Below are 26,145 nucleotides of genomic sequence, written 5' to 3'. Positions count from 1 at the left end.
GGGAAGCGGCGCCGTTTTGGTGTTTAGTCCTCAGCCTCGTCGTAAGCATCTGCTGCCTCATTGCGGGCCTTGGCAATCTCGATGGCGCGCTCGGCCTCTTCGCGGGTGGCGTACGGGCCCATGCGGTTATCCCAACCGCTTTCGGTGCCCTGGGTTACCTGGCCGGTGGAAGTGTCGTAGTACCACTGCTTATCTGAATCAGTCATTGTCAGACTCCTTATCGCTTGAGCCCCATGTTTCCACCCGGTCAGCCGACATCGCAGGTGGCGGTGGCCGGCGGCCACCCTAGGGCGATGAGGGTTGCCACCACCTTACAGACAGATCCCCGGCAGCGTCCGGCGGGCATCACGCTAGACTATGAAGGTCCCGAGTCCCAGCAGCATTACAAGGAGATCCGCCCACCATGCCCATGTGGTCCACGCCTTCTACCCCAGCCGCGGAGCGAATCCGCGCTGCCCACCTCGAACTAGTAGGCACGGAACCTGCGCATATTGCCAGCGCACCAGCAACTTGGTCGCTCATCGGCGAGCACATCGATCACTTCGGCGGTGTAACAGTAATGGGCGTTGCGGATCTCAACGCGGCTGCTGCAGTCAGCCCCCGCGACGACGGCACCATCGCCGTCCACATCGTGCCCGCCCACGGCGAGACCATCCATGACTCCATCAGCTTCAGCGAGCTGACCAAACGCGCCGCTGAGCAGCTTCCTTCCGTCGACTCCGAAGGTCAGCCCGTCATTCCCCCGGCACCCGTCGGCGGCATCGCTGCCCGCTGGGGCGGCATCGCACACACCATGATCAACCGTCAGCTGCTCTCCCGCGAGACCGCCGGCGTCGACATCACCGTGGTCGACGACATTCCATTCGAGTCCGGCCTCGGCGCGCTGGCCGCTGGTGACGTCGCCGTTGCCCTCGCATTGCTCGGCGACGCTGAGGAGCTCCACGACGCTCCCCTGCGCGCCCGCATCGCTGACGTGTGCTCCCAGTCCGTGGGCACCTTCGCCGAATACCCCGCGCTGCGTGCCCGCCACACCGCGGCCCTGCGCGGCGTCGGCGAGACCGTGACCATCGTCGATTACGCCGACGGCTCCGTCACCCAAGCCCCGCACCCAGTCACCCGCGAAATCGCCGCCTTCGCTGTCACCGTCCCCGGCGACTTTGACGCCACCCCCGGCGTCGCCGCCATCCGCCAGCGCGAGCGCTTCATCGACGACGCCTGCCACGCCTTCGGCGCTGAATCGCTACGCCTGCTTCCCGACGCCTCCCAGCGCGTCCTCGACTGGCTCAAAGCCGTGCACAAGGTCCATGGCTCGCAGAACCAGCCTTCCCTCGCTGAAGCCGCAGAGTGGCTGACCTTCTACACCGAAGAAAACGAGCGCGCCCAAGAACTAGCCCGCGCCCTGCGCTCCCGTCGCGGAGCTGACCTCTTCCCACTGCTCAACCAGTCCCAGACTGCCCTGGCCACCGTCTACGGCCTACACACCACCGAGAAGATCGCCGAGCTCGTCACCGTCCGCGGCGCCCGCTCCGCGCGCTCTGCGCACGCCGGAACCTCGCAGGCAGTCATCGCCTTCGTCCCCGCCACCAAGGCAGAGAACTTCGCCGCCGACCTAGCCGAGGATGGCCTCCTCGTGGTGCCGCTGCATGGCGGCGAGCCAGCCACCACGCACTAGGCCACGCTAGAACCGTGCTAAAGAGTCCTTACTGTCTAGTCTGCTGGCCAAGCAAAGAGCACTTCCCTCGTCTGGACATCGGCCTTAACCAGGGAAACAGTGACCTGACCGCCCGTCTCTGGGTTGCCCACCGCCTCCGCGAACACCGGCGGCTGGGTCACAAAGAGTCGGGCCTTCTCACGCTTGGCCCCGCCTTGCACCACAATGGCCTCGAAATTGCTCCCCACCCACGGCGCCAGCACCGTCGCTTCGGTCAAGTTGAGACATGCCTTGTCCACCTGGGAAGCCAAGCGGGACGTGCTGCTCATCGTCTCCACCAAGTCACCTGCTCGCGCACTGACCCACTCCGGAACCTCTTGTTCATTGGCAAGCGCCAAGCACACCTCAGTGGCAAAGCGATCAGCCAGACGGCGCAGCGGCGCCGTCACGTGGGCATAGTATCCACCGATTCCAGCGTGGACCTCCGCCTCATCATCCTGCAGCCACACGTAGCCGGCACCGCGCAACAAGCGCTGCGCCTCGCGCATCGCGGCCATGCCACGCGGCGAATCGGCATCGAGGCCCTGCAGGAACTCGGTAATCGAGCCTTCGCCAAGCGCAAAGCCCAATTCCTCGACCTCGCTGCGGAACTCCTCCTCCGCCTCCCGAGTTGCGGCAGGCAACGTGCGCAGCAGACCAATCCCCTTCGACTCCATCAGCTGGCCCGCGCACATGCCGGTGAGCAGTGAAATCTCCGAGTTGTAGTCCATCACCTCGTAGCGCGGCTCGATGACCAGCTCATAGCGGTGCTGACCGTCCTCCTCGAATTCCTCCACGCTTTGGGAAGGCAAACGCAGGTTAATCGCCTCTCGGTGCAGCGAAGACGCCTGGCGCAGCTTGCCCACCTGCGGCAAAAGCGCAATCGAGGAATGCAGGCGGCCTGCCGCCAGATCCTCGTGCACCCCCTCGTAGTCCAATCGTGCCCGCGAGCGCACCAGCGCGCGCTCCACGGTGAAGTCCTCGACCTCGCCCGCCGAGTCAAGGTCGATAGTCCAGAGAACGGCGGGGCGGTCGACGTCGGCAAGCAGCGATGCCTTGTCCTCTGAAAGCTGCGGCGGGTGCAGGCGCGCCGGTTCGTCCGGCAGGTAGATGGTCTGCCCGCGACGGAAGGTCTCATCCTCCAGGGCGCTGCCGGGCTCGACGAACGCGGCGACGTCAGCAATAGCGTAAAAGACCCGGTAGCCCCCGTTACGAGCCTCGATGCACACCGCTTGGTCCAAGTCCATGGACCCCTTTGGATCGATGGTCACCAGCGGGATATCGCGCGCGTCGCGGCGCTGCGTGACATAGCGATCCTGCGCAGCCTGGGCCTCATCGAGGACCTCCTGGCTGAAGTCGGTGGGAACAGAGCACTCCTCGGCAATCGTGCGGAAGTTTAAAGGAGCTGCATAAAGCTTCATGCTGCCCCATTGTTCCAGAAAAATGGGCGAATGAGCCGGCCTATAAGCCGGATTCTGTCTTCCCGCACGCACATAGCGTGCGGCGGTGAACATCCATCTAGACCAACCGTTGCCAGTTGGTTCAAGCAGCTACCTTCAGGCTAAAGCGAGCAGCCTTCAAACGCCTGATCAAGCCCGCAGTGTGCCGGCCATGATGCCTTGCTCCCAGTGGGGTTTACCCAGCCACCGCCATCACTGACGGTGCTGGTGAGCTCTTAACTCACCGTTTCACCCTTACCTCACGGATCTTCGTACGACGAGGCGTAGCGAAGCCGTGCGGCGGTCTACTTTCTGTTGCACTTGCCCGCGGGTCGCCCCGGGTTGCCGTTAGCAACCACTGTGCTCTGTGGAGTCCGGACTTTCCTCGTCCCCCGCCTTACCCCTCGTGGAGGTTGGTTCGGAAAAGACGCGTTCACCCGGTCGGCTCATTCGCGGGTTACAGTCTAGCCCAGAGCCCGCAAATGCCCCACATCGTTGAAGCCGCGCAGCATAGAGCCGCCGTCCCAGAATTCCGCAATGCTTATCGACGCCAAGTCCAAGAACAAGCGATTAAATGTCACCGGCCCTGCGTCCAAGCTCTGCCTGATAAAGGACTTGATCGGATTGACATGCGAGACCACAACCACGGTCTTGCCCGCGTACTTTTCCTGCAACTCCTGGCGGGTCTTGCGCACCCGGCGGTGAACCTGCTGCAAGGACTCGCCGCCGGGGCAGGCCACGGAAGGATCCTCGAGCCACTGGCTGTGCAGCTCCTCGTCCGTGGCATGCGCTTGCGCGAAAGTCTTGCCCTCCCAGAGACCAAAGTCGACTTCGATAAGACCCTCGACTGTCTCAATGCTCAACTTTTCGCCCTCGGTACCGTCGGGATGAGCGGGGCGCACGCTGGCCGCGATGGCTTGGGCGGTCTGCTGGCAGCGCTTGAGCGGCGAGCAGACGATGGCGTCGACCTGTGTCTCGGCGAGTGCCTGCGCGGCTGCGAGCGCCTGCTTCTTGCCCAGCTCGGTCAGCTCTGGGTCAGCATGGCCGGAGTACTGCTTGGCAGCGGACATCTCGGTCTGGCCGTGGCGCACGAGGATAAAGCGCGTGACTGGGCCTTGCTCGGTCATCCAGTCGCTGGGCTGCGGCGCTGCGGTATCTGCCGCGGGCTCGGTGGCGCTGTTGGGGCTGTCTGCGGTCTCTTCGCCCGCGCCCACGATTCCCACCGGGGCACCCGCAGCGGCAGCATCCATCGCCACGTTGGACAGGGCGTCGGCAGCCTTGTTTTTGGCACGCGGCACCCAGGTCAGCGTGAAGCTGCCAATCTGGTCGATGAGTTTGCGTGCCTCCAACGCCAAGGCCTGCATGTCGGGGTGCTTGATCTTCCAGCACCCATTCATCTGCTCGACGACGAGCTTGGAGTCCATGTAGAAGTCGACGTCGTCCGCGCCCATCTCCACGGCGGCCTCCAAACCGCGCAGCAAGCCGTGATACTCAGCCACGTTGTTGGTGGACTTTGTGCCCACCACATACGCGATTTCCCGCAGCAGCTGCTTGCGGTCAGCGGAGTAGACAGCCGTGCCAGAACCCGCGATGCCCGGGTTGCCACGGGAGCCACCGTCAGCAAAAATAACCAGCTTCATTAGGCAGGACGCACCAAGAAGGAGCCGCAGTCGCTGCACTGCGGGAGGACGTCGGCAGGCGCATTGCGCACGGCGTTTTGCTCAGCCGGCGGCAACACGATGAAGCAGCCGCCGCAGGCGCGGCCCTTGAACGCGGCAGCGCCCACCCCGTTCTCGTGGCGCACGGTGTCGTAGTCTGCGAGGACGTCGGCAGGCAGCTGCGCGCGCAGCTCACCGATGCGGATAGCCGGGTCCGCCTGCTTCGCGGCGGCGTCGTTAGCTGCCTCCGCGGCACGTGCGAGAACCTCCAGCTGACGCTGCGACTCGTCCACGCGCGCACCGTGTACGTCACGGTTGGAACGCAGGGCGTGAATCTCGTTGTGGGCTTCCTGCAGCTCACTCATCAGATCCGCAATGCGGGACTTCGCAGCGTACAGGTCATGCTCCAGGTCCTTGCGGCGCTCCGGATCGACCTCGGCGCCCAGCTGGGCCTTGTCATCGCGCTCGCGCTGACGCAGCTTGCGCTCATCGGCCTGGATGCGCAGGATTTCCAGCTCCATGTCGTCGACTGCGAGCTGGGCGGAACCGGCGGCGTCGACAAGCCGCTTGTGCTTTGCTTGAGCCTGCTCGTACTCCTGCTGTTCTGGGACGACCTTCTCGCCGCCCACGCCTTGGGAGCGCTCCAGGTTGGCAAGTTCCAGTAGGACAGGCTGCAGTTGCTGTGTCAGTTTCATTTAGTTCTCCTTTGGCTGCTCATGATTTTCCCCATGCGCAGAGATAGTCCATGGGTCGGTGCGCAGCTCGATGATTTCAGTATCCACCTTTAATGCTTCCACCACGATATCGCGCGCCTGCGAGGTCCACGGAAACTCGCTGGCCCAGTGGGCCGTATCGATGACGGCAGGTCCCCCGGCGCGTAGGTGCTCGTCCACGGGGTGGTGGCGCAGATCCGAGGTGACATAGACGTCCACGCCCAGCTCGCGCGCGGTGTCCAGGAACGAATCCCCGGAGCCGCTGGATACGGCAACTCGCTTGACGACGTCCTCCGGGTCACCCGCCGCGCGAATCCCCCAGGCGGTTTCCGGCAGCGCGTTCGCCACCTGCTGTGTGAACTCGCGCAGGGTCAATGGCTCGGGCAGCTCGCCGATGCGGCCAAGACCCAGCGCATCCGCGGGAACCTCGCCGTCAAAGCGCTCGTGCGGCACGACGGGGCGGCCTGGCTCGATTCCCACCAGCTCCGCGAGCTTGTCATTGACGCCGGGGCGCGCCTTGTCCGCATTGGTGTGCGCAGCAAACAGCGCAACGCCGCCCTTGAGCAGGGTGTGGATGACCTTGCCTTTGGGGGTATCAGCCGCCACGGAGGTCACTCCGCGCAAAAGAAGCGGGTGGTGAACGACGAGCATCTGCACCCCGCTGGCGACGGCCTGCTCCGCGACGGACTGGGTGCAGTCCAAGGCGAAGGCGACTTTGGTAACGGAATCGTCTGGGTCGCCGCAAATGAGACCGACCGCATCCCAGCTCTCAGCCAAGTGCGGTGGATATGCCTCTTCAAGGACGCGGCGGACCTCGCCAACGGTGGTGGAAGTGTGGGCCATAGCGGGCCTCCTTCGTGCTTGTATCACTGTGTTTTTCGCTCTCTGCGCGCTGCTGCACTATCCTAGCTTTCGTTCAGAAATCGTTCTATTTGCTCTAAGGTCGTAGCCTGATGACTTCTGAGGACAATCCCTCCGCATTGCACCTCGTGTTTGTATGCACGGGCAATATTTGCCGCTCCCCCATGGCGGAAATCATCGTTCGCGATGCCATGGAGAACGACATGCTCGACCTCATCGCGCGCACGTCCTCCTGCGGCCTTGGCGGCTGGCACGTGGGCCAAGGCGCTGACGAGCGCGCCATCGCCGAGCTGCGCAGCGGCGGCCACGACGGCGCAACGCACCGCGCGGCACAGCTGGGCCCCGAGCACATGGACGCGGACCTTTTCATCGCAATGGACTCCGGCCACCGCGACGCCCTCATCAAGCGCGGCATCGACACAGAGCGTGTGCGCTTGATGCGCAGCTTCGACCCGAACGCCGAGGACCAGAACATCGAGGATCCTTATTACGGCACTGCCGAGGACTTCGCGCGCACCCGCAAGGAAATTGAAGCCGCCGTCCCTGGCCTGCTGGATTGGATTCGCCAAGAGCGGGTCTAGGATAAAAGGCATGCTGAAGACGTTCCTCAAGCCTGGGTGGGTACTGCTGCTCATCTTTGTTGTTGCCTTCTCCTACTTTGCGTTCACGGTTCTAGCGCCGTGGCAGCTAGGCAAGGATGACCAGATTGTGGAGCGCAATCACCTCATTGCGGAGGCCTACGAGGCGGATCCGCGTCCGCTTAATGAGGTGGTGACTAAGGACGGCGCCATCAAGGACGACGAGTGGTCCCGCGCCACGCTCACCGGCCACTACCTCGCCGACGACGAGGTGCTGCTGCGTTTGCGCCCCGTCTCCTCGGGCGCGGTGTACCAGTCCTTGGTCCCGTTCCAGACAGATTCCGGTCTCACGATGTTAGTCAATCGCGGATGGATTGCCGCAGGCGAAGGCAACACCGTTCCGGAGATTCCCCCGGCTCCCGCTGAGGACGTCACCATCACGGGCATGATCCGCGCCGACGAGCCGCAGCACTCTTCCGCACCGATTGACCAGGAGGGCTACCAGCAGGTCTACTCCATTCATACGGAGGAAGTCGCGTCGCTCACGGATACGAAGCTGGGCAAGGACTACATCCAGCTCTCCCCAGAGCAGCCGGGCGAGTTGACCGCGCTGGAGGTCCCGCAGCTCGACCGCGGTAACCACCTTTCCTACGGCTACCAGTGGATTGCCTTCGGCATCATGGCGCCGCTGGGCTTGGGTTACTTCGTATGGTCTGAGATCCGCGAGCGCCGCCGCGCCCGCGAGGAGGAGGCGGCTTTGCACGCCCCGCTTGACGACGCCTCCCCTTTCGAGCCCCTCCAATCCCCCGCCGCGGCGGCCCCTGCTCCGGCGCCTTCTGCTGAGGCCCCTTCTGCCGAGGCCCAGGCAGCCCCTCAATCACGCCGCGCGCGCTCCCGCTACGGCGACTCGAAGCCAGACTTCTATGAGAAGATTCGCGAACGCGGCCAGGAGCGCTTTTAAGCCGTACGCTGTCCTAGAGTTGATCGCGTGAATATCTTTCTCGATGTCGACGGCACTTTGGTCAACTCTTTTCCAGGGATTTCCCGCTGTGCGCAGCTAACTTTTGCCGACTTGGGCTACCCCGTTCCCACGCTCGAGCAGCTGCATTCTTTTCCCGGCCCGCCGCTGGAGATAACGCTTGGGCTGTTCGGCATGAAGGCTGAGGACATCCCACGCGCGGTGGCGACTTTCCGAGGCTACTACCACGACTTTGGTTGGCAGGAAGCGGAGCTCTTCCCTGGCTGGGCCGAAGCACTACCTCGGTGGAAGGCGGCGGGGCACACCATTTGTACGGCCACGAGCAAAGGCGAGGACATGGCGCGGCAGATGCTCACACACCTTGGGGTTGCAGGCTACTTCGACTTCATTGGCGGTGCCGACGACGCCACCGGCTCCCGCCCCACCAAGCGCCACGTCATCGAGTGGGTGCTCGACTCGATGAACCTGCGTGGCCACGAGGAACGAATCCTAATGGTGGGCGACCGCCACCACGACGTCGAGGGCGCGCGTCCACTGGGCATCCGCACTGCTCTCGTAGCTTGGGGCCACGGCAGCCAGGCCGAGTTCGACGACGCCGACTTCTTCGTCAGCTCCATCGAGGACATCGACGCGCTGCTCGCTGCGCTCTAGCGCCGCTGCAGTTTTGGGCCACGGAACGGTGGGGTCGGCGGCCAAACGTGCACAACTGCCAACGAAGCCCACCGGTTCTGCTCTGGACGCGGCTTCCTCGTCAGTTACGCAGATCCAGCGGGCAAAGCAGGACACCGCGGAGCCGGCACCGACCACAAACACGACGCAAGGCCCTGCGCATTGCACCGAGGACCGACGACAGAAGCTGAAACGTGCACAACTGCCAACGAAGCCCACCGGTTCTGCTCTGGACGCGGCTTCCTCGTCAGTTACGCAGATCAGGGGCTAAGTAGCAAAACGAAAAGTCCCGCGACACCGATAGGAACGATGTCGCGAGACTTCACATTGTGCGGCCTGAGGGGATCGAACCCCCGACCTACTGGGTGTAAACCAGTTGCTCTTCCAGCTGAGCTAAAGCCGCAGTGCGCTTTGACGCTTGCACAAGGTTAGCCCATTCAAGCGCCAAGCTACAAATCCGCAGGTTATTACTACTTCTTGGTGTTTCCGCGGGCAACAAGACAGGAACCTTGCCATTCGCCCAAACGCTCTGCTTTGGTCTGCACCAAGCCAGCCAATTGGGCTGATTCAGAGATCTCACCTGGAGCGAGGTTGCCCGGCTTGCCCGCACCTGGGGTCAGCAGCCACACTCGGCCGGCGTCGCCAAGCGGGCGGGAGGCGTCAACGAGCCCGTCGACAAGGTCGCCATCCTCGGCTCGCCACCAGAGAAGCACGACGTCGCAAAGCTCGTCGCTCTCCTCCTCGAGAAAGTCCTCGCCGAGAACGTCCTCAATAGATTCGGAGATGCTGGCATCGCAATCCTCATCCCATCCCAATTCAAGGGCGATCTGCCCTTCACGGATGCCGAGTTTGCTGGCCGCATCAGCCACTACTTGATTCCTTCCTTTTTCTGGCATGGAAAAGATCATAACGCCTTCTGCCCCACTTTTCGCGATTGCACTGCAGATTTACCGCACAATCACCTTTTGCAAAGTTCGCAAATAATCGACTTCACCGGCAGTGAAGCTGCCTATGCCCCCTTCACACACACAGATGATCGGGGGAGGCGTATTCTGGTATGCAAACTGTGTAAATCCAATCTAGGAGGTTTAAATGGCTGACCAGGACGCCGTAAAGGGTGACTCCAACTTCCCGATCGTCCGTGACGGAGTTGCTTCATACCTGCATGACAGCGATCCCGAGGAAACCCGCGAGTGGATGGACTCACTCGATGGCCTGCTGGATAACTCCGATCCAGAGCGCGCCCGCTACCTGATGCTCCGCCTGCTGGAGCGTGCGACCGCGAAACGCGTCCCTCTGCCTTCCTTGACCTCCACCGACTTTGTCAACACCATTCCAACCAATTTGGAGCCAGAATTCCCTGGCGACGAGGAACTCGAAAAGCGCTACCGCCGCTGGATCCGTTGGAACGCAGCAATCATGGTGCACCGCGCGCAGCGCCCAGGCATCGGCGTCGGCGGCCATATCTCCACCTACGCTGGTGCGGCCCCGCTCTACGAGGTTGGCCTTAACCACTTCTTCAAGGGCAAGGATGATCCGTCTGGCGGTGACCAGATCTTCTTCCAGGGCCACGCCTCCCCGGGCATGTACGCCCGTGCCTTCATGGAAGGCCGCCTGAGTGAGGAAGACCTAGACGGCTTCCGCCAGGAGGTTTCCCGCGGCGAGGGCAAGGGCCTACCTTCCTACCCGCACCCGCGTCTGATGCCTGATTTCTGGGAGTTCCCAACCGTTTCCATGGGCATCGGCCCGATGAACGCTATCTACCAGGCACGCTTTAACAAGTACCTGGAGACCCGCGGCATCAAGGACACCTCCGAGCAGCACGTCTGGGCCTTCCTGGGTGACGGCGAGATGGACGAGCCAGAGTCCCGCGGCCTCCTGCAGACCGCTGCCCTCTACGAACTGGACAACCTGACCTTCGTCATCAACTGCAACTTGCAGCGTCTCGACGGCCCGGTTCGCGGTAACACTCAGATCATTCAGGAGCTGGAGTCCTTCTTCCGCGGTGCTGGCTGGAACGTCATCAAGGTCATCTGGGGCCGCGGCTGGGACAGGCTGCTCAATGCCGACAAGGACGGCGCCCTGGTCAACATCATGAACACCACTTCTGATGGTGACTACCAGACCTTCAAGGCTAACGACGGCGCGTATGTCCGCGAGCACTTCTTCGGCCGCGACGAACGCACCCTCAAGCTGGTTGAGGACCTCTCCGACGATGAGATTTGGGCACTGCGCCGCGGTGGCCACGACTACCGCAAGATCTACGCTGCGTATGCGAAGGCCTTGGATAACAAGGGTACTGGCAAGCCGACCGTCATCCTGGCTCACACCATCAAGGGCTACGGCTTGGGCCACAGCTTCGAGGGCCGCAACGCTACCCACCAGATGAAGAAGCTGACGCTGGAAGACCTCAAGCTCTTCCGCGACAAGCAGGGTATCCCGATCGAGGACGAGGTTCTGGAGAAGGATCCTTACGCACCGCCGTACTACCACCCGGGTAACGATGCGCCGGAAATCAAGTACATGCTGGAGCGCCGTAAAGAACTCGGCGGCTTCCTGCCGGAGCGCCGTGAGAAGTTCACTCCGCTGGTCACCCCGGACATCGATAAGCTGCGCTCCGTGCGTAAGGGCTCGGGCAAGCAGAACGTGGCTACCACCATGGCGCTTGTGCGTACCTTTAAGGAGCTCATGCGCGACAAGGAGCTGGGTAAGCGCATCGTGCCGATTATCCCGGATGAGGCTCGTACCTTCGGTATGGACTCTTGGTTCCCGACTCTGAAGATTTGGAACCCGCGTGGCCAGAACTACGTGCCGGTGGACAACGACCTGATGCTGTCTTACCGCGAGGCTACCGACGGCCAGATCATGCACGAGGGTATCTCCGAGGCAGGCGCGACTGCGTCCTTCACCGCGGCCGCAACTTCTTATGCAACTCACGGCGAAGCGATGATTCCGCTGTACATCTTCTATTCGATGTTCGGCTTCCAGCGCACCGGCGACTCCTTCTGGGCTGCCGGCGACCAGCTGGGCCGCGGCTTCATCATCGGTGCAACTGCTGGCCGCACCACCCTGACCGGTGAGGGCCTGCAGCACATGGACGGTCACTCCCCGGTTCTGGCTTCCACGAACCCTGCCGTCATCAGCTACGACCCAGCCTTCGGCTACGAGGTGGCTCACCTGATTCACCGCGGTATCAACCGCATGTACGGCGAGAACTCCGAGGCAGTCATGTACTACCTGACCGTGTACAACGAGCCAGTTAGCCAGCCTGCTGAGCCGGAGAACCTCGACGTCGACGGTCTGCACAAGGGTATCTACCACTACAACACCGCTGAGGGCGGCTCCATCCCTGCCAACATCCTGGCTTCCGGTGTGGGTGTGCACGAGGCGCTGCGTGCACAGAAGATCCTGGCTGACGACTACGACGTCAAGGCTTCCCTGTTCTCTGTGACCTCCTGGGTTGAGCTGGCTCGCGACGGCGCGCGCCGCAACAAGGAGGCACTGCAGAAGGGCGTTGAGCCGACCGAGGCGTTTGCTACCAAGCAGCTCAAGAGCTTCGACGGCCCGTTCGTTGGTGTCTCCGACTTCACCACGGACCTGCAGGAACAGATTCGTCCTTACGTTCCGGGTACCTACATCGTGCTGGGCGCGGACGGCTTTGGCTTCTCCGATACCCGTGAGGGTGCTCGCCGCTACTTCAACATCGACGCCGAGTCCATCGTCGTGGCAACCCTTGAGGGTCTGGCACGCGAGGGCAAGGTGGAGCGTTCCGTCGTCGAGGAAGCAGCTGCCAAGCTGAAGCTCGATGACCCTACCGCCACCGAGTCCACCTCCAGCGACGAGGAGTAATAACTCGCTCTAGGACGGTTTAGGCCGCTCCTCGGTTGCCCGCTTAGCAGGGCGCCGAGGGGCGGTCTTCTCGTTTTGCGGTGCGGCCGGAGCACAGAAAGGCACAGAAGGGCGCAGAAGGGCGCAGGCTTGTCGTACAACGAGCTCGCTGGCCGACCGGCCAACCGGTCCCATTGGTTGGGTCCCCTACTAAGGGTAGTTTTACGAGTAACCGGTTCCGGGCAGAAGCCGCTAGTGGTCCCTTTACCCCACAAAGGGACCAAACGAATGGGGCCAAACCAGCCGGGGGCTCTGGGAAACAAGCGGAGGCGCGCGGTGGTCGGCAAAGGTCCGGCAAAGGGCCGGCAAAGGGCCGGCGGCCGCGGCAACGCTAGTCCACCAACGGAACCAAGAGGCGACCAAGCGCCTCCGAGATGGCCTCGGGCTCCTCGAGGATGACCATGTGGCCTGCGCCGTCCACCTCAGTCAGCCGGGCGGCCGGCCAGTGCTCCAAGATGACGTCCGACTGGCTGCGCGGAGTCACGATGTCCGCAGATCCCACAATAACCTCACCACGCAAGCGGGCCAGGCGGTCGGCGGCGGCGTACTCGGAGTGGTCGAGAAGGTCGTCAAAGAAGCCCGTGTAACTGGACAGCGGCGTGTCCATCAGCATGGCTACATGGAACTGCAGCTTCTCCATCTGCGGAAAGCCCGCCAGCAAAGCAGCAAACAGCGGCGCGACCCACTGCGCGACCTCAAAGCGGATGCGGTCCATCCGCCTCGGCAGCCGCATGCACGCGTGATACAAACTACCCAGCGCCTTCGACTCGAGAATCTGCGCCACGCCCTTCGCCGCAAAGCGGCGCATCGACGTCGCAATCAACAGCGCCGAGTCAATGCGCTGGTACACCTCGTCCGGCGCGCGGCGAATCACATTGAGCGCCACCATTCCGCCCAAAGAGTGCCCCACGACCACGAGCTTGCCCCGGGAGGCACGCTCGGAAAGGACAGCGAGGACGTCGTCAGCCGCGGCGTCCACCGTGCACTGCGCAGGGGCGACTTCGGTGGAAAGGCCGTGGCCGCGGATGTCGACAAGCAGGCAGCGTACCTCCGGGAAATGCCGGCGCATGTAGTCCACCTGACTGTAGTAGGCCTCCGCGGACAGGCAGTAGCCGTGGATGAACACCACAGTGATGTCCGAGTCCTGCGGGCCGACCTCGTACCACGCGATGTCCAGGCCATCGTTGCGCACGGTGCCCAAGGAATCGATTCCAGTCAGCCCGGGCTCGTCCGTGTGATTGTGCAGGGACTCGTAGATGAGGTGCTGTTCGTTGCGACGCGTCGGCCGCAAACGGCGCGCCCAACTGTGCACAATCGTCTTTGCTCGAGCCCTATTAATCATGACCTTCTGATAATAGCCGCACCTACTGATATGACCCTATTAGACTGGACCGCATGGCAAACGACCTCTCCGCGCAATTGCAAGCCCGCTTCAACCAGACCCCGCAAAAGGAGGAGCCCGCAGAAGACACCTACAGCGAAATCACCGCGCTGATTACCAAGGTCACCGGCAGCGCGGAAGGCTTGGAGCGCGACGCCAAGCTCGCCGACTTAGGCGTGGAATCGCTTGAGCGCATCGAGCTGGCCGTGCGAGCCGAGGAGCGCTTCAAGGTGCGCTTCAATGAGGAGACAATGCTAGGCATCGAAACCATCGGCCAACTTGCCGAATACGTGGACAAGCACTTGGAGGAGCAGAAGTGATTTCTTACCTTTCCGATATGGACGGCGTCCTCATCAAAGAGGGCGAGATGATTCCCGGCGCGGACAAGTTCATCCAGTCCCTGTATGACAACGACATCGAGTTCATGGTCCTCACCAACAACTCCATGTCCACCCCGCGCGACCTATCCGCTCGCCTCAAAAACACGGGCCTCGACATCCCCGCGGAGCGCATTTGGACCTCCGCCACGGCCACTGCCGCTTTCCTCACCACCCAAGCGGGCGAGAGCAAGGCTTATGTGGTGGGCGAATCGGGCTTGACGACGTCCCTTCACGAGGCAGGGTGGGTTCTGACCGACAACGACCCAGATTTCGTGGTCTTGGGCGAAACCCGCACCTATTCTTTTGAGGCAATCACAACGGCCATCAACCTGATTCGCGGGGGCGCGCGTTTTATAGCGACCAACCCGGACGTCACTGGCCCAGCCCCACAGGGCGTACTGCCTGCCACGGGTGCCGTTGCCGCACTCATCACCGCGGCCACGAACCGCGAGCCCTATTACGTGGGTAAGCCCAACCCGGTCATGATGCGTTCGGCACTCAACCACATCGGTGCGCACTCGGAGAACACGGTCATGATTGGTGACCGCATGGACACCGATGTGAAGTCGGGCCTTGAGGCGGGCCTGCAGACCATCCTCGTGCGCACGGGCATCAGCGACGATGCCGAGATTCAGCGCTACCCCTACCGACCGAACCAGGTCATCGATTCGGTGGCCGAGTTGGCCGACCGCGTGACGCAGCCCTTCCCCAAGGCCGATTAAGCCACGTCAACGCGGGCGTTGAACCCGTATTCCCCTGCTAAGAGCTCGACTGCCCTTCCGAGGGCGGCGAGCTCTTCGTGCGTTCCGGTGAGCACCTGGCGGCAGCCGATGCCTACCGGGAGGGTTCCGGTGGCAGCGCGGGCGAGCTCGGCGTCGCCGGGCATGTCGCGGTACCACCGCGTGCACCATTGGGCGGTGAGCGGATCGTCGCCGGGGACGATGAATTCCGATTCTGTGGTGATGCAGCGTGCCATGGCACGCTCGATTGCCGGGCGCAGCGTGCGGGGCATTCCCGCAATTGTGAGCACGGCGGTGCGCACCTGTCCGACATTGCGGTGCGGCCAGGCGCTTGGCGACGTCGCGCAAGCGACGACTTCGTGAACGCGAGTATTCACGCCGATTCTCCTTCGACATGTTTAAAGCGCACTGAAGCTACCCCCGCGAGGGGGCAGCTGGAGCGCGCCAGACGAGCTTCGTCTTCCCCAACGAACTGTCTTCGCGTTTGGGCCGATTCTTCCCCGTCACATAAACCCCATCAACCCTAAACAACCACTTCAACCCCCATTTGCTCAATCTCAACCAAAGGTTGAAAATTCACATGCGGCACACTAGTTTACTTGCGTCGCATGCGTTACAGAATCTGCTATAAATCACACTCCTTTGTCGCCCGAAAGTTTCGCCGCTATCGTTTAACCTCATGCGCCTCAACAAGCTCGTTGCCGCCGCGGGGGCGGCCACTCTTTCCCTCGCCGTCCTCAGCCCGGTCGCCACGGCACAGTCCGTCTCAGGCTCTTCGTTGGACGAAGCTTTTGGCTTGTCCCCTCAGCTGACTGACGTTCTCGGCCAGCTCACCAGCTCGACTGGCTCCACCGGCGTCGGCGGGACCAGTACCACTGAGTCCGTTAACGTTGCCGGCCAAGGAAACCGCTCTTACATCCTGCAGCTGCCGGAAGGCTTTGACCCCGCCAAGTCCTATGACTTGGTCTTCGGATTCGGTGGCATGGACCACGAAGCTCCGCGCGCCCAGGAGATCATCCGTCTCTCGGAGGCGGCTAACGGCGAAGCCATCGTGATCTACCCGCAGCCCACCTTCCAGAACGGCCACTTTGGCTGGGAGGGCCCCCGATACGGCGGCGCCCGCGGCAAGGACGTAGCCTTCGTGCGCGCGATTTCCGATTCCCTCCACGCTCGCTACAACATCAACAGCACCTACGCCACGGGCCTATCCAACGGCGGTGGAATGGCCATGAACTTGGCATGCCAAGCGCCGGACCTCGTTGATGCGGTAGCTGGAGTCGCAACCGCAAACTATGGCCCCATCTACACGGGCTGCTCTGGCTCGGTTCCGACGCTGTTCCTGCATGGAACTGAGGACACGACCGCTCCGTACTATGAATCCGGCTCCAACCTGCACGGCGGAACCTACCTCTCCGTTGTCCAGGCCTTCCGCGCCGTGGGCGAACGCAACGGCTGCGATATCAACAGCAAGTCCATCGAGTCACGCGGAAGCTTCAACGCTGAGCAGATGCAAGGATGCGCTGCTGACACAGTGCTCTACACGGTTCCAGGCGGCGAGCACACGTGGTTCCCGAACAACCCGACCGCCACTCGTGAGGTTTGGGACTTCCTCAACTCCCACTAAGCAAAGGCACCGCTGTCTCCACGCTAGGAGCTTATTTCTTTCCAAATCGCTGAATTGGACTCTGCCCACAGGGGCTTAGCCCAGCTGCCAAAATCGCGGTCAGTCAATGCGACCATGGCCCAGTCCCCGGCCACCCAGAGGTAGGTGCCAGACATGCCGAAGTGGCCGACGGCGTCGGCAGGCAGGGTGCCCATCCACTGTTCCTTCTTCGCGTGGATTTCAAAACCTAGGCCCCAGGCACAATCCTTGAAGCTGCCGTATCCGGGAACAATACCCCGCAGCCCTGGGAACTGGACTGTGCGCATCTCAGCCACAGTGCTCGGATGCAGCAAACGCGGTTTGAGGACCTCTTGTGCAAAGACCGTGAGATCGTCGACCGTGGAAATCAAGCCATGGCCGGCAGAGCCATTGAGAAAAGTAGCGTTCATTCCCAGCGGCTTGCACACCCCCTCGCTGAGATAGTCCGGAAACGCCATCCCTGTGGCTTCCTCTACCACTTGCGCAGCCCACTCATAACCAGCCGATGAGTAGATGCGCCGCTGCCCTACTGGGCGCTGCAGCTGCCGAGAATCAAAGGCCACCCCCGACGCATGGGAGAGCAAGTGTCGAAGCGTCGACCCCTCAGGACCCGCTGCCTGATCCAGCTCGACTGCCCCCTCTTCGACCGCTAGAAGCACAGCATAAGCCGAGACCAGTTTCGTCACTGAAGCCACGGGAAACTGCCGCGAGGTATCGCCTAAGGATTCCACAACGCAATCGCCTTTAATCAGCGCTGCTGAAACTGTTTCTACCGGCCAGGCCTCGAGGTGCGATAACGAACTCATACTTTGCAACTTTACCCATCGAAAACGAAAGAGCCTCCCATTCTTTCCAGAATCGGACCAGAATTAGTTAGCCACGCTCGGCTGCTCCGTTTCCTCCCCAGCCGGGGTGTCCGTGGCTCCCGCGTCGTCGCCAGGCGTAGCCCCAGCCGTGTCTTGCGGGGTCGGGGCGGCCGGCGCCGTGCTCTCTTGGCCGCCTAGGGTGTCCTCCCGCATGCGGCGCTCGTCGCGATTCTTTTTCGAGTCATCAGAATTCTCGTCTGCCGCGGCTCCATCCGAATTCGCGTCATTCGGCTCACTGGATGGAGCGTAAGCATCGGCAGATTCCTCCGTTACGTTGTCTGCGCCTGGGTTTTCAGTGGCCGAGACCTCTGGTTCCGCGGTCGGGACGGGGGCGCTGGTGGTGGCCGGCGCTTTACGCTCCGTCCAGTAGGCGGGGTTGAGCCAGCCTGTACCGGCATCTTCGGGGTCCCACGACGCAAAGAGAAGCAACCCGGTAACCAAGAGCCCCACCAAGAGGCTGGTGGTTGAAGAACGTACGCGTCCACCCAGGGTCCATAGCCTGCGGAACTTTCCCGAGGGAGCGTCCTGCCGCCAGATGCTGGTGTGTGCGTCAGCGTCTTCTAAATCTGAATCAGCATCGGCGGTAGCGGGGCGGCCGGGCCCGTGGTCCTTGGATTCCACCGCATCGCTTTCCAGATGCGCGCTATCGCCCGCATTGCTAAAAGACTTCGTGGCGTTGTTGCTAGCGCTTTCCGACGCCGCCATTGCCGCGGCAGCAGACTCCTCCGGGCCTTCTGCGCTCACCGGTTGCTGCGCAGACGGCTTCGCACCCCCAGGCGCATCAGTGTCTGGGGAGGCTGCGCCAGTGATCCTATCCATAGGAAATGGGACAGCCCCAGCGGCATCGGCTGGCAAATTGTAGTGATCCCAAAAAGCTGACAGCAGTGCCGAGCGAATAGCGCGTTCAACGGCCCACTGCCGCGAGGGGTTCACCTGCACCAGCACGCGGTACTTGACCTGCCATGGTTGGCCTGCCACGGTGGGTTCCACGATGCCCGTGGCGGAGAGGATTTCCAGCTCGCCGGCGACGTCGTCCGCAATTGTGGGGTCTTGAATAGCTTGTTCCGAAATGGAACGGACCCGGGTGGTTATTTCTTCCAAGGTCTCACCCTCGTGGAGCGGCACAGCCAAATCCACGACGGCACGGGACCAGTCCTGCGAGTAGTTGGTCACTACTCCAGCGGAACCGTTGGGCACCATGACCACTTCGCCGGTAGGGGTACGCACCTTGGTTGTGCGCAGGGTCAATGCAACGACTGTGCCCTCGACTCCGGTAGCACCGTCGAAACTGACGTAATCTCCCACGCCGAATTGTTTCTCGGAGAGGATGAAAAAGCCCGCTAGGAAATCACCGATAATCTTCTGGGCACCGAAGCCCAAGGCAGCGGAAACCACAGTCGCAGGGATCGCAGCGCCCAGCGCAGGCACACCCAGGTTGGAAAGAGCGGCCAAAACCAACAAAAAATAGGCCACCGCTTGCAGCACGTAGACCAGAGCGCCGCCCAAGGCCAATCTGGCTTTGGTCGATTCTTCGCTTTCATCGAGCCTCGATTCGAGGACGCGAATGGCGAGCCGGCCCAAACGCGGGACCAACATGCCCAGCAGCAACAATGCTAAAAGGGGCAACACGTGGTCGATGCCAACCTGCCACAACCGAATGAAGAAGTAGCTAATCAGGTTCATGTATTCCACAGTAGCTAGCCCACCGCGTAAAAAGCTCGGCCTCGACGCTGGGAATGTCCTGGGAAATCAGCCCTGATTCCGTTCCTCATAGCGCTTAACGAGTCTTTCAACCAGCTCATCTGTCAGTTTCTCGTCGGCGAGAATCATGTCGAGTATATCTCGCTGCACTTTACTGCCATCAAGACTTAACTGCTGGCTTTCCTCGTCATAATTTTCGTAGGAATCGCCGCTGATATCCACACCAATTCCATCCAGGAAGCCATGACTTTCGGCCGCATCCGGAGTGGGATCCTGGTGCATCTCAGCGACGTCTTCAGCAAATGCCTCCATAAAGTCCGAGACATCCGAGGCCGCCTCCGTACGGCGCCTGCCGGCCCGCACCTGTTTCTCAATCCTGCGCTGCAGTGCTTTTTCCATCTGCTGGTGCCGCCACGCGCGCAGCTTTGTGGGCTCTAGACGACGCCCCACTGCCCGGCTTTTATCTTCAGCTTTACGGGCGAGCACCATGACCTGCGCGGCGGTGTCATTAAGCGGTGCCCACTCTTGACGCGCGGGGACCCGCCATCCCGCCCAGATTCCCAGCATGGTAAGGACAAAGGATGCCACTGGGCCAACGAGCATGCCCCACGCCAGGCTATCGAGCGAATTGGCAACCAGCACCACGGCCGAACAAGCCACGGCGGGAATGACGGTGGGCTGATTGTCCCCAAAGACAGCAGGCTCGCGCCCCATACAGATGTCACGAATCATGGAACCGCCGGTGGCGGTGAACACACCCATCATGACGCAGGGAATAAGGGGCAGGCCGTAGGTCAGCGCTTTCACTGTTCCGGTTGCCGCCCACAGTGCGGAGACTACGGCATCCCCGTGAGATTGGATATAGTCCCAGGTTCTGCCTTTGAAGTAGATGAATCGTGCAATCAGCGCGCCTGCGAACGCAAGGTAAAGGTACTCCGGCTGCGACATCGCAGCGACCGTCCCCCGATTGATGAGGACGTCGCGAATCATGCCGCCGCCCAAAGAGGAGAACATCGCAATGAAGAAAAAGCCCACAATGTCATAGCCGCGCTGGCGCGCAAGCGTGCCACCGATGATCCCCATCAATAACACGCCGCTGACGTCGGACCAGTAGTACAGCGCCTCAATCAGCGGATCCACTTCAACATTCATGATTCCAGTCTATGAGCAGAGGCGGCCTACGGCGGGGAAGCCCCTAGTCTTTTCCACCGGCTCATCGCGCTCGCGGGCGATGAGCCCACCGAGCAACGCCATAAAGACAAATAGACCGCCGGCAATACTGCCAGCGGCCTAGGGTAAAGAACTTGCAGTTACATATCGAAGAAGACCCGCAGATCCTCTGCAATGGCATCCAGGCGGGCCGGATCCGGGGACTCCAAGTAGCACTTGAGCTTCGGCTCGGTGCCAGACGGGCGCACGATGACGCGGTCATCGTCCACGGTGTAGAGCTTCATGCCTTGGGCAAACTTCTCTGCCTTTGCAATCTCCGAGCCCGCCAGTTGAGTCGGTGGGGTCGAGGTGATCTTTTCCATGCCGCGGGTAATCAGCGAAAGGTCTTCCACACGGAAGGTCAGCGGAGCGGTGGCCAGGCGGCCCACGGTGGAGTAAATCTCCGCGAGACGGTCCTGCAGGGTGATGCCTGCATCCTTGCACTCCGAGGCCAGGCTGGCCAGAACCACCGAGGTGGCCACGCCGTCTTTGTCGCGCACGGCCTGCGGGTCGGGGCAAAAGCCGATGGCTTCCTCGTAGCCAAAGCTCAAGTCATGGGTGCGGGCGATCCACTTAAAACCAGTGAGCGTTTCCTCATGCGGCAGGCCGTAGTGCGCGGCAATGCGGCCCAGCAGGCGCGAGGACACGAGCGAGTTTGCAAACGTTCCGCCCACGCCCCGGCGCGCCAGGTAGTCACCCAGCAGGGCGCCGGTCTCGTCACCGGTGAGCTGACGCCAGACGACGCCGCCTTCCGCACCGTGCGTCGGGATAGCGGCCGCACAACGGTCAGCATCCGGATCGTATGCGATGAGGATGTCTGCGCCGATCTTTTCCGCGTGTGCCTTGCCCAGGTCCAGAGCGCCGGGCTCTTCCGGGTTGGGAAAGGAAACGGTTGGGAAATCCGGGTCCGGCTCGGCCTGTTCCGGTACGAGGGAAACCTCGAAGCCGACCTTCTCGAGCAGCGTGGTGCCTAGCTTTGCACCCACGCCGTGCATGGCGGTCAAAGCGATCTTGGCGCTGGTGGACTGCCCCACCAGCTTCGCGGCGCGCTCGAGGTACTGCGCGCGGGTATCGACTTCCTCGATGTTGTCGGCGGAACGCGGCACCTCGTCGGCAGGCGGCGCCGCAGCAATCGCCGCTGCGATCTCTGCGTCCGCCGGGGAGACAAGCTGCACGCCGTTGGCATCGCCGGTGGCCACGCGGCCGCCCAGGTAAACCTTGTAGCCGTTATCGGCCGGCGGATTATGCGAGGCGGTGACCATGATGCCGGCGTCGGCGCCGAGCTCGCGCACGCTATAAGCGGTCAGCGGCGTCGGGTTCTGCTTCGGCAGCACCAATGCACGGCCGCCGGCAGCGGAGATGACCTCCGCAGCATCCTGGTAGAAATCGGCCGAGCCGTAGCGGGCATCGCAGCCGATGACCACGACTGGGTTTTCAACCTGCTGCTTTAGCCACGAAACCAAGCCATAGGTGGTACGGATGACCACTGCACGGTTCATGCGGGACTCGCCTGCCCCAACGGCGGCGCGCAGGCCGGCGGTGCCGAAGGCCAGCGGGCCTGCGAAGGCGGCGGACAGCGCGGCTTCGTTGCCAGCCTCGATCCACCCCAAGACCTCGTCACGGGTTAACGGGTCTGGGTCGTGTTCGGCCCATGTGCGAGCGTATTCGACAAGTGACATTGTTTCCTCGATTCAGCTTCTAAGCCACTAGTTTTCTAGGTCCGCCAGCACCGTAGCGGAGGAAGACAGGCCGAGGCGGGTGGCCCCGGCGTCGATCATCGCCTGCGCGTCCGCGCCAGTACGGATGCCGCCGGAGGCCTTCACGCCGAGACGGCCGCCCACGGTATCTGCCATGAGCTTTACCGCATGCACGCTGGCGCCGCCGGCTGGGTGGAAACCGGTGGAGGTCTTGACGAAGTCAGCACCGGCAGCCTCAGCGGCGCGGCAGGCGGCAACAATCGCGTCGTCGGAAAGCGCGGCGGACTCGATGATGACCTTCAGGACCTTGCCCTGGCAGGCACTGCGCACGGTGCGGATCTCTTCCTCAAGTGCGTCGAAGCGGCCCTCAATGGCCAGCGCGATGTTGATGACCATGTCGATTTCTTCGGCGCCGTTGTTCACGGCAAGGCCTGCCTCGGCGGCCTTGATCTCCGGCTTGACGGCGCCGGAGGGAAAGCCCACGACGGTTGCCACGTGTAGGCCCTCGGGAACCTCGACCGGCAGCTGGGACGGGGAAATGCACACCGAGTAGGTGCCCAGGCGATGTGCTTCCTCGATGAGTGCGGCGACGTCCTGCGCGGTGGCTTCCGGCTTGAGCAGGGTGTGGTCGATCATAGATGCGACGTTGGATGACATTTCTTCTCCTTTAAGCGAGTGTTTCGGAAGCGTCGACGGAATCCGCGCGAGACGCCGATCGCGCCTCGCGCGCTTCCTTGCGGGCCATAACGCGGTCGGCCACGACGTAGAGGACGGCGCCACATGCGCCAACGGCGGTCAGTACGCCGAGGGCGAGGTTGAAGCCATCGCTTACATCAATGAGTTTTGCGGTGTACGCGATACCGAGCGGGATGGCGATGTTGATGGTCAGGTTGTAGAAGCCGATGGCAATGCCGGACTTCGCGGCCGGGATGTTTTGCAGCGCAGTGTTGACCAGCGGTGCATACATCAGCGCGAAGCCAGAGGCGAAGGTCACGATGGTCACGGCCAGCACAGCGACGTGCACCTGCACGAAGAGAGCAGCTACGGCCAGGGAGCCGACGATCATGACCAGCGCGGTGTAGATGGTCTGGCGGGAGTTCAGGACTTTGCCGATCTTGCCGGAGAAGACACCGACCAAGATGGCACAGACGTAGCCCGGAATCATCAGCAGGCTGGCGCGGTCAATGCTCATGCCGTGCAGCTCGTTGGCCGCAAATGGCAGCAGGAAGATGTAGCCCAGCTGCGTGGAGTAGATGAAGAACACCAGGGTGATGGCCCACACGTAGCGGCCGTCGGTGAAAAACTCCGGGCGCACCACGGGCGCCTTAGCGGAGCGGATGTGCAGAGTAAATCCAATCACTGCCACGACGGCCAGGATGAACCACATCCAGTTGAACGCCTGCATGAACATGGTCAGCGCGGTGGCAAAGAGTCCCACCAGGAAGAGGCCGAGCGCGTCCAGGTTTGCCTCGACGGCTTCGTCCTCGGGCACCATCTTGTGGATGGCGGGGATGCACAGCACGAGGATGAGCGGCACGAGGAACATCGCGGTCCACGAGATGTAGGTGGAGATAAAGCCGGAGGTCAGCGCGCCAATCAGCAGGCCGGCTTGGAAGGCGGCGGTGGAAAAGCCGAGGTAGGTCTTTTGGTCTGCTTCAGATAGGTGCTTGGTCACGTAGATGACGTACAGGGTTTCCGCAGCGGCCAGGCCGGTGGTCTGGATTAGGCGGGCGGCCAGCACGATGGGCCAGGAGCCCGAGCCCACGAAACCAATAACCGAGCCGACCGCCACGAACAGCACACCGGTGATCATGAGCTTGCGGATGGACACGGAGTCCGCCAGCGCCGCGTAGACCACGGCGCCGATGCCGATGATGACGCCGGCAAGGGATGCCTGCAGCGAAGCAGTGTTGTCATCAATGCCCAAGCCTTGTGCAATCGGCATGGTCATGGTCTTAAAACCATTATCCACCACGAGGGAGAAAACGAAGCAGAATAGCAACACCGGCACGGCTGCCTTGGGGTTGAGGGCTGCATCGACGCCGCGCTTTACGACGCCCGACGGCTTAGCGTTTGTAGCTTTTGACATGGCTTTTTAAGCCATCCTTCCTAGTCCAGGCCTGCCAGCGGCAGTGCGAGCTTCATCATGGTGTGGAATGCAGTCTGGCGTTCCTCGGCCGAAAGGTGGGTATCGGCAGCGATGTTGTCAGAGACGGTGAACAGACCGAGGGCGTTCACGCCGGCCTCAGCAGCGATGGCATAAAGCGCAGCGGATTCCATCTCGACGCCGAGCACGCCCATGTGTGCCCAGCGGTCATTGACGGTCTGGTCGAAGTTGTAGAAGACATCGGAGCTCAAGATATTGCCGACGTGGATGTGGGCATCCTGCTTTTCTGCTTCATCGACGAGTGCCTTGAGCAGCTTCCACGAAGCCGTCGGAGAGTACTGGCCCGGCAGGTTGTACTGGCTCAGGAAGTTGGAGTCGGTGGAAGCGGCGGAGGCGACGATGACATCGTGCAGGTTGATGTTTTCCTGCAGTGCACCGATGGAGCCGACGCGGATCAGGTTCTTCACGCCGTAGTTATGGATGAGCTCCCAGGAGTAGATACCGATGGAAGGCATGCCCATGCCAGTGCCCATGACGGAAACGCGGTGGCCCTGGTAGGTGCCAGTGAATCCGAGAATATTGCGGACCTCGTTGAACTGGACGACATCTTCCAAGAAGGTATCGGCGATGAACTTTGCACGCAGTGGGTCACCTGGCAGCAGGATGGTCTCTGCGATTTCTGCACCCTTGGGGTTGATGTGCGGGGTGGCGATTTCGGTGGAAAATTCGGTTGCGTGTACGGCTTCAGACACGGTGAACTCCTATCGGAATGATAATGACTTTCAAGCATTAGCCTACCGCAGCTAGCACAAATGTCAATGGCACTATTTACATTTGTTCACGATTATGTTACGGCTCACACTCCTGTCAGAACACGCTGCGCCGTGTTGTGATCGATGACCAAATGCGTGGCCAATCCTTTCTCGAGTACCACCCGAATGGCGTCGGTCTTTTCCGACCCGCCGGCAACGAGGACGCGTGTCGGCCGCGCCGCCAGGGCGTCGAAAGTAATGCCCACCGTTCGCGCGTCCACCTCGGGCACGGCCACGCAGCCTTCAGCATCAAAGAAACGGGAGCAGACATCGCCTACCGCGCGCTCCAGGATAAGCTGCGTTTCCTCCTCGCTGAGATAGCCCAGGTTCAGCGCCAAAGACTCGCGCGCGGCCGCGCCCACCGTGAACACCGCGACGTCGACGTGGGAGCCCATCTCCACGATGTGGGCAATGTGGCGATCTTTTTCCACCCATTGTTTCGTCTCGGCCGAATCGAAAATGACAGGCAGCGGCAGCATAAAGGTCTCCGCATTAAACGCGCGAGCAAAGCCCTGGAGGGTGGCGAAGTCTTTGGTGGAGCGTTGCGTGTGCGAGTGCCCGCCCTTTAGCTGCACCACCTTTACCCCTTCGAGTGGCAGCTGGCGCAGGTGCTCCGCCACGGCGGACATGGTCTGGCCCCAGGACACGCCGACGCTGGAGCCGTCGTGGACGAGCTCTTCTAGCAGTGCGGCGCCGGCCGCACCCAGGTCCTGCATGAGGTTGCCGCCGCGTGGGGTGGTGACCACGCGGGCGTCGGCAAGCGCGAAGCGCTCCTTTAGCTCACGCACCAGCTCATCGGAGTGCTCGCGCGGATCGTTGATACTGATGACCACGAAGCCCTGGTCGTGCGCATGCTGCAAAAGCTTGGAGACCGTGGGGCGCGAAATACCCAGACACTTCGCTACCTCCGCTTGGGATAGGTGCGAGTTGTAGTACAGCTTCGCCACATCGAGGGCCTGACTATCGCGCGCATCAATCATGATTCCATTCAAGCACGCCCGCCCAGAAACGTAATGCTAACGGCGTACACCCCTATACGGGCCTGTACAAACGGATTAAATTCATTTCCCCATTGTTAGTTAGCAAAATTAAACCAATAATAATCGGTGTCAGCTCCACCGCGCAGCGCTCTCCC

24 protein-coding genes, 1 tRNA gene and 1 other RNA gene are annotated in these 26,145 nt (G+C 62.0%); 8 read left to right on the top strand and 18 right to left on the bottom strand.

Going from position 1 to position 26,145, the window contains the following annotated elements; genetic code table 11:
* Nucleotides 1–23 precede the first annotated feature (23 nt).
* Nucleotides 24–206: a hypothetical protein gene (locus tag I6I72_RS11255; protein ID WP_049062562.1), complete on the bottom strand. Its 183-nt coding sequence runs from the start codon at nt 204–206 to the stop codon at nt 24–26.
* A gap of 197 nt (nt 207–403) precedes the next feature.
* Here I6I72_RS11255 and I6I72_RS11250 point away from each other — a divergent pair, with 197 nt between their 5' ends.
* The gene (locus I6I72_RS11250; RefSeq protein WP_049062561.1) at nt 404–1,672 is read left to right on the top strand and encodes a galactokinase family protein; all 1,269 of its coding nucleotides are present in this window, start codon (nt 404–406) and stop codon (nt 1,670–1,672) included.
* A gap of 35 nt (nt 1,673–1,707) precedes the next feature.
* Here the strand turns inward: I6I72_RS11250 and I6I72_RS11245 are convergent, their stop codons facing one another.
* The 5 genes from I6I72_RS11245 to I6I72_RS11225 form a co-directional block, all read right to left on the bottom strand.
* Complete coding sequence (locus tag I6I72_RS11245; RefSeq protein WP_049062560.1) at nt 1,708–3,111, bottom strand: RNB domain-containing ribonuclease; 1,404 nt, start codon at nt 3,109–3,111, stop codon at nt 1,708–1,710.
* Nucleotides 3,112–3,138: 27 nt separating this feature from the next.
* An RNA gene (gene rnpB / locus I6I72_RS11240) (RNase P RNA component class A) lies at nt 3,139–3,578 on the bottom strand.
* A 15-nt stretch (nt 3,579–3,593) separates the two neighbouring features.
* Nucleotides 3,594–4,769 (bottom strand): bifunctional RNase H/acid phosphatase, encoded by a 1,176-nt coding sequence (locus I6I72_RS11235; RefSeq protein ID WP_049147662.1) that lies wholly within the window; start codon nt 4,767–4,769, stop codon nt 3,594–3,596.
* Nucleotides 4,769–5,482, bottom strand: a complete 714-nt coding sequence (locus I6I72_RS11230) for a zinc ribbon domain-containing protein (protein ID WP_005528570.1) — start codon at nt 5,480–5,482, stop codon at nt 4,769–4,771. Before I6I72_RS11230 ends, I6I72_RS11235 begins: the two co-directional genes overlap by 1 nt.
* Nucleotides 5,483–6,343 carry a Nif3-like dinuclear metal center hexameric protein gene (locus I6I72_RS11225; RefSeq protein ID WP_049062559.1) on the bottom strand — a complete coding sequence of 287 codons (861 nt, stop codon included), beginning with the start codon at nt 6,341–6,343 and terminating at the stop codon, nt 5,483–5,485.
* Between the two features lie 110 nt (nt 6,344–6,453).
* Between I6I72_RS11225 and I6I72_RS11220 the strand changes: the two genes are divergently transcribed.
* From I6I72_RS11220 to I6I72_RS11210, 3 genes are read left to right on the top strand one after another with little or no spacing between them, the layout of a single operon-like run.
* Nucleotides 6,454–6,942, top strand: a complete 489-nt coding sequence (locus I6I72_RS11220) for a low molecular weight protein-tyrosine-phosphatase (protein ID WP_005528566.1) — start codon at nt 6,454–6,456, stop codon at nt 6,940–6,942.
* 10 nt (nt 6,943–6,952) lie between these two features.
* Nucleotides 6,953–7,900: an SURF1 family cytochrome oxidase biogenesis protein gene (locus I6I72_RS11215; protein WP_049062558.1), complete on the top strand. Its 948-nt coding sequence runs from the start codon at nt 6,953–6,955 to the stop codon at nt 7,898–7,900.
* A 27-nt stretch (nt 7,901–7,927) separates the two neighbouring features.
* On the top strand, nt 7,928–8,569 hold the full coding sequence (locus I6I72_RS11210; RefSeq protein ID WP_049062557.1) for an HAD hydrolase-like protein: 642 nt from the start codon (nt 7,928–7,930) through the stop codon (nt 8,567–8,569).
* Nucleotides 8,570–8,917: 348 nt separating this feature from the next.
* Here I6I72_RS11210 and I6I72_RS11205 read toward each other — a convergent pair.
* Nucleotides 8,918–8,990: transfer RNA gene (locus I6I72_RS11205), tRNA-Val, on the bottom strand.
* Between the two features lie 67 nt (nt 8,991–9,057).
* Nucleotides 9,058–9,495 (bottom strand): DUF3052 domain-containing protein, encoded by a 438-nt coding sequence (locus I6I72_RS11200; RefSeq protein WP_005528554.1) that lies wholly within the window; start codon nt 9,493–9,495, stop codon nt 9,058–9,060.
* 184 nt (nt 9,496–9,679) lie between these two features.
* On the opposite strand from I6I72_RS11200, the gene aceE reads away from it, so the two are divergent.
* Entirely contained in the window at nt 9,680–12,436 is a 2,757-nt protein-coding gene (gene aceE, locus I6I72_RS11195; RefSeq protein WP_201806889.1) for a pyruvate dehydrogenase (acetyl-transferring), homodimeric type, read from the top strand.
* A 370-nt stretch (nt 12,437–12,806) separates the two neighbouring features.
* Here the strand turns inward: aceE and I6I72_RS11190 are convergent, their stop codons facing one another.
* Nucleotides 12,807–13,766 carry an alpha/beta fold hydrolase gene (locus tag I6I72_RS11190; protein ID WP_223197442.1) on the bottom strand — a complete coding sequence of 320 codons (960 nt, stop codon included), beginning with the start codon at nt 13,764–13,766 and terminating at the stop codon, nt 12,807–12,809.
* 104 nt (nt 13,767–13,870) lie between these two features.
* Between I6I72_RS11190 and I6I72_RS11185 the strand changes: the two genes are divergently transcribed.
* Together I6I72_RS11185 and I6I72_RS11180 are read left to right on the top strand one after the other, a co-directional pair.
* On the top strand, nt 13,871–14,176 hold the full coding sequence (locus tag I6I72_RS11185) for an acyl carrier protein (protein WP_005528551.1): 306 nt from the start codon (nt 13,871–13,873) through the stop codon (nt 14,174–14,176).
* Nucleotides 14,173–14,958, top strand: coding sequence for an HAD-IIA family hydrolase (locus I6I72_RS11180; protein WP_046646281.1), 786 nt, complete (start codon nt 14,173–14,175; stop codon nt 14,956–14,958). The genes I6I72_RS11185 and I6I72_RS11180 overlap by 4 nt, the downstream gene beginning before the upstream one ends.
* On the opposite strand, the gene I6I72_RS11175 is transcribed toward I6I72_RS11180, so the two are convergent.
* Complete coding sequence (locus I6I72_RS11175) at nt 14,955–15,353, bottom strand: hypothetical protein (protein WP_046646280.1); 399 nt, start codon at nt 15,351–15,353, stop codon at nt 14,955–14,957. The genes I6I72_RS11180 and I6I72_RS11175 overlap by 4 nt on opposite strands.
* 302 nt (nt 15,354–15,655) lie before the next feature.
* Here I6I72_RS11175 and I6I72_RS11170 point away from each other — a divergent pair, with 302 nt between their 5' ends.
* Complete coding sequence (locus I6I72_RS11170; protein ID WP_049147679.1) at nt 15,656–16,600, top strand: alpha/beta hydrolase family esterase; 945 nt, start codon at nt 15,656–15,658, stop codon at nt 16,598–16,600.
* Nucleotides 16,601–16,623: 23 nt separating this feature from the next.
* Here I6I72_RS11170 and I6I72_RS11165 read toward each other — a convergent pair whose 3' ends face one another.
* The 8 genes from I6I72_RS11165 to I6I72_RS11130 all read right to left on the bottom strand — a co-directional run bounded on the left by I6I72_RS11165 (nt 16,624) and on the right by I6I72_RS11130 (nt 25,990).
* On the bottom strand, nt 16,624–17,424 hold the full coding sequence (locus tag I6I72_RS11165) for a serine hydrolase domain-containing protein (RefSeq protein WP_201806886.1): 801 nt from the start codon (nt 17,422–17,424) through the stop codon (nt 16,624–16,626).
* 63 nt (nt 17,425–17,487) lie between these two features.
* Nucleotides 17,488–19,167 carry a mechanosensitive ion channel domain-containing protein gene (locus I6I72_RS11160; protein WP_049147684.1) on the bottom strand — a complete coding sequence of 560 codons (1,680 nt, stop codon included), beginning with the start codon at nt 19,165–19,167 and terminating at the stop codon, nt 17,488–17,490.
* A gap of 66 nt (nt 19,168–19,233) precedes the next feature.
* Entirely contained in the window at nt 19,234–20,337 is a 1,104-nt protein-coding gene (locus I6I72_RS11155; protein WP_049147686.1) for a trimeric intracellular cation channel family protein, read from the bottom strand.
* 158 nt (nt 20,338–20,495) lie between these two features.
* Nucleotides 20,496–22,073 (bottom strand): phospho-sugar mutase, encoded by a 1,578-nt coding sequence (locus I6I72_RS11150; RefSeq protein ID WP_049147688.1) that lies wholly within the window; start codon nt 22,071–22,073, stop codon nt 20,496–20,498.
* A 27-nt stretch (nt 22,074–22,100) separates the two neighbouring features.
* On the bottom strand, nt 22,101–22,748 hold the full coding sequence (gene deoC, locus I6I72_RS11145; RefSeq protein WP_034656786.1) for a deoxyribose-phosphate aldolase: 648 nt from the start codon (nt 22,746–22,748) through the stop codon (nt 22,101–22,103).
* Between the two features lie 10 nt (nt 22,749–22,758).
* Nucleotides 22,759–24,180, bottom strand: a complete 1,422-nt coding sequence (locus tag I6I72_RS11140; RefSeq protein WP_005528510.1) for an MFS transporter — start codon at nt 24,178–24,180, stop codon at nt 22,759–22,761.
* 20 nt (nt 24,181–24,200) lie between these two features.
* Nucleotides 24,201–24,950, bottom strand: coding sequence for a purine-nucleoside phosphorylase (gene deoD, locus I6I72_RS11135; RefSeq protein ID WP_049062880.1), 750 nt, complete (start codon nt 24,948–24,950; stop codon nt 24,201–24,203).
* Between the two features lie 104 nt (nt 24,951–25,054).
* Nucleotides 25,055–25,990, bottom strand: a complete 936-nt coding sequence (locus tag I6I72_RS11130) for a sugar-binding transcriptional regulator (RefSeq protein ID WP_005528508.1) — start codon at nt 25,988–25,990, stop codon at nt 25,055–25,057.
* Nucleotides 25,991–26,145: the final 155 nt, after the last annotated feature.

Origin of the sequence: Corynebacterium striatum, from assembly GCF_016728105.1 — a bacterium.
Lineage (GTDB): Bacteria > Actinomycetota > Actinomycetes > Mycobacteriales > Mycobacteriaceae > Corynebacterium > Corynebacterium striatum.
The sequence above is the reverse complement of the archived record's forward strand: the minus strand, read 5'-3'. Positions and strand labels throughout refer to the sequence as shown.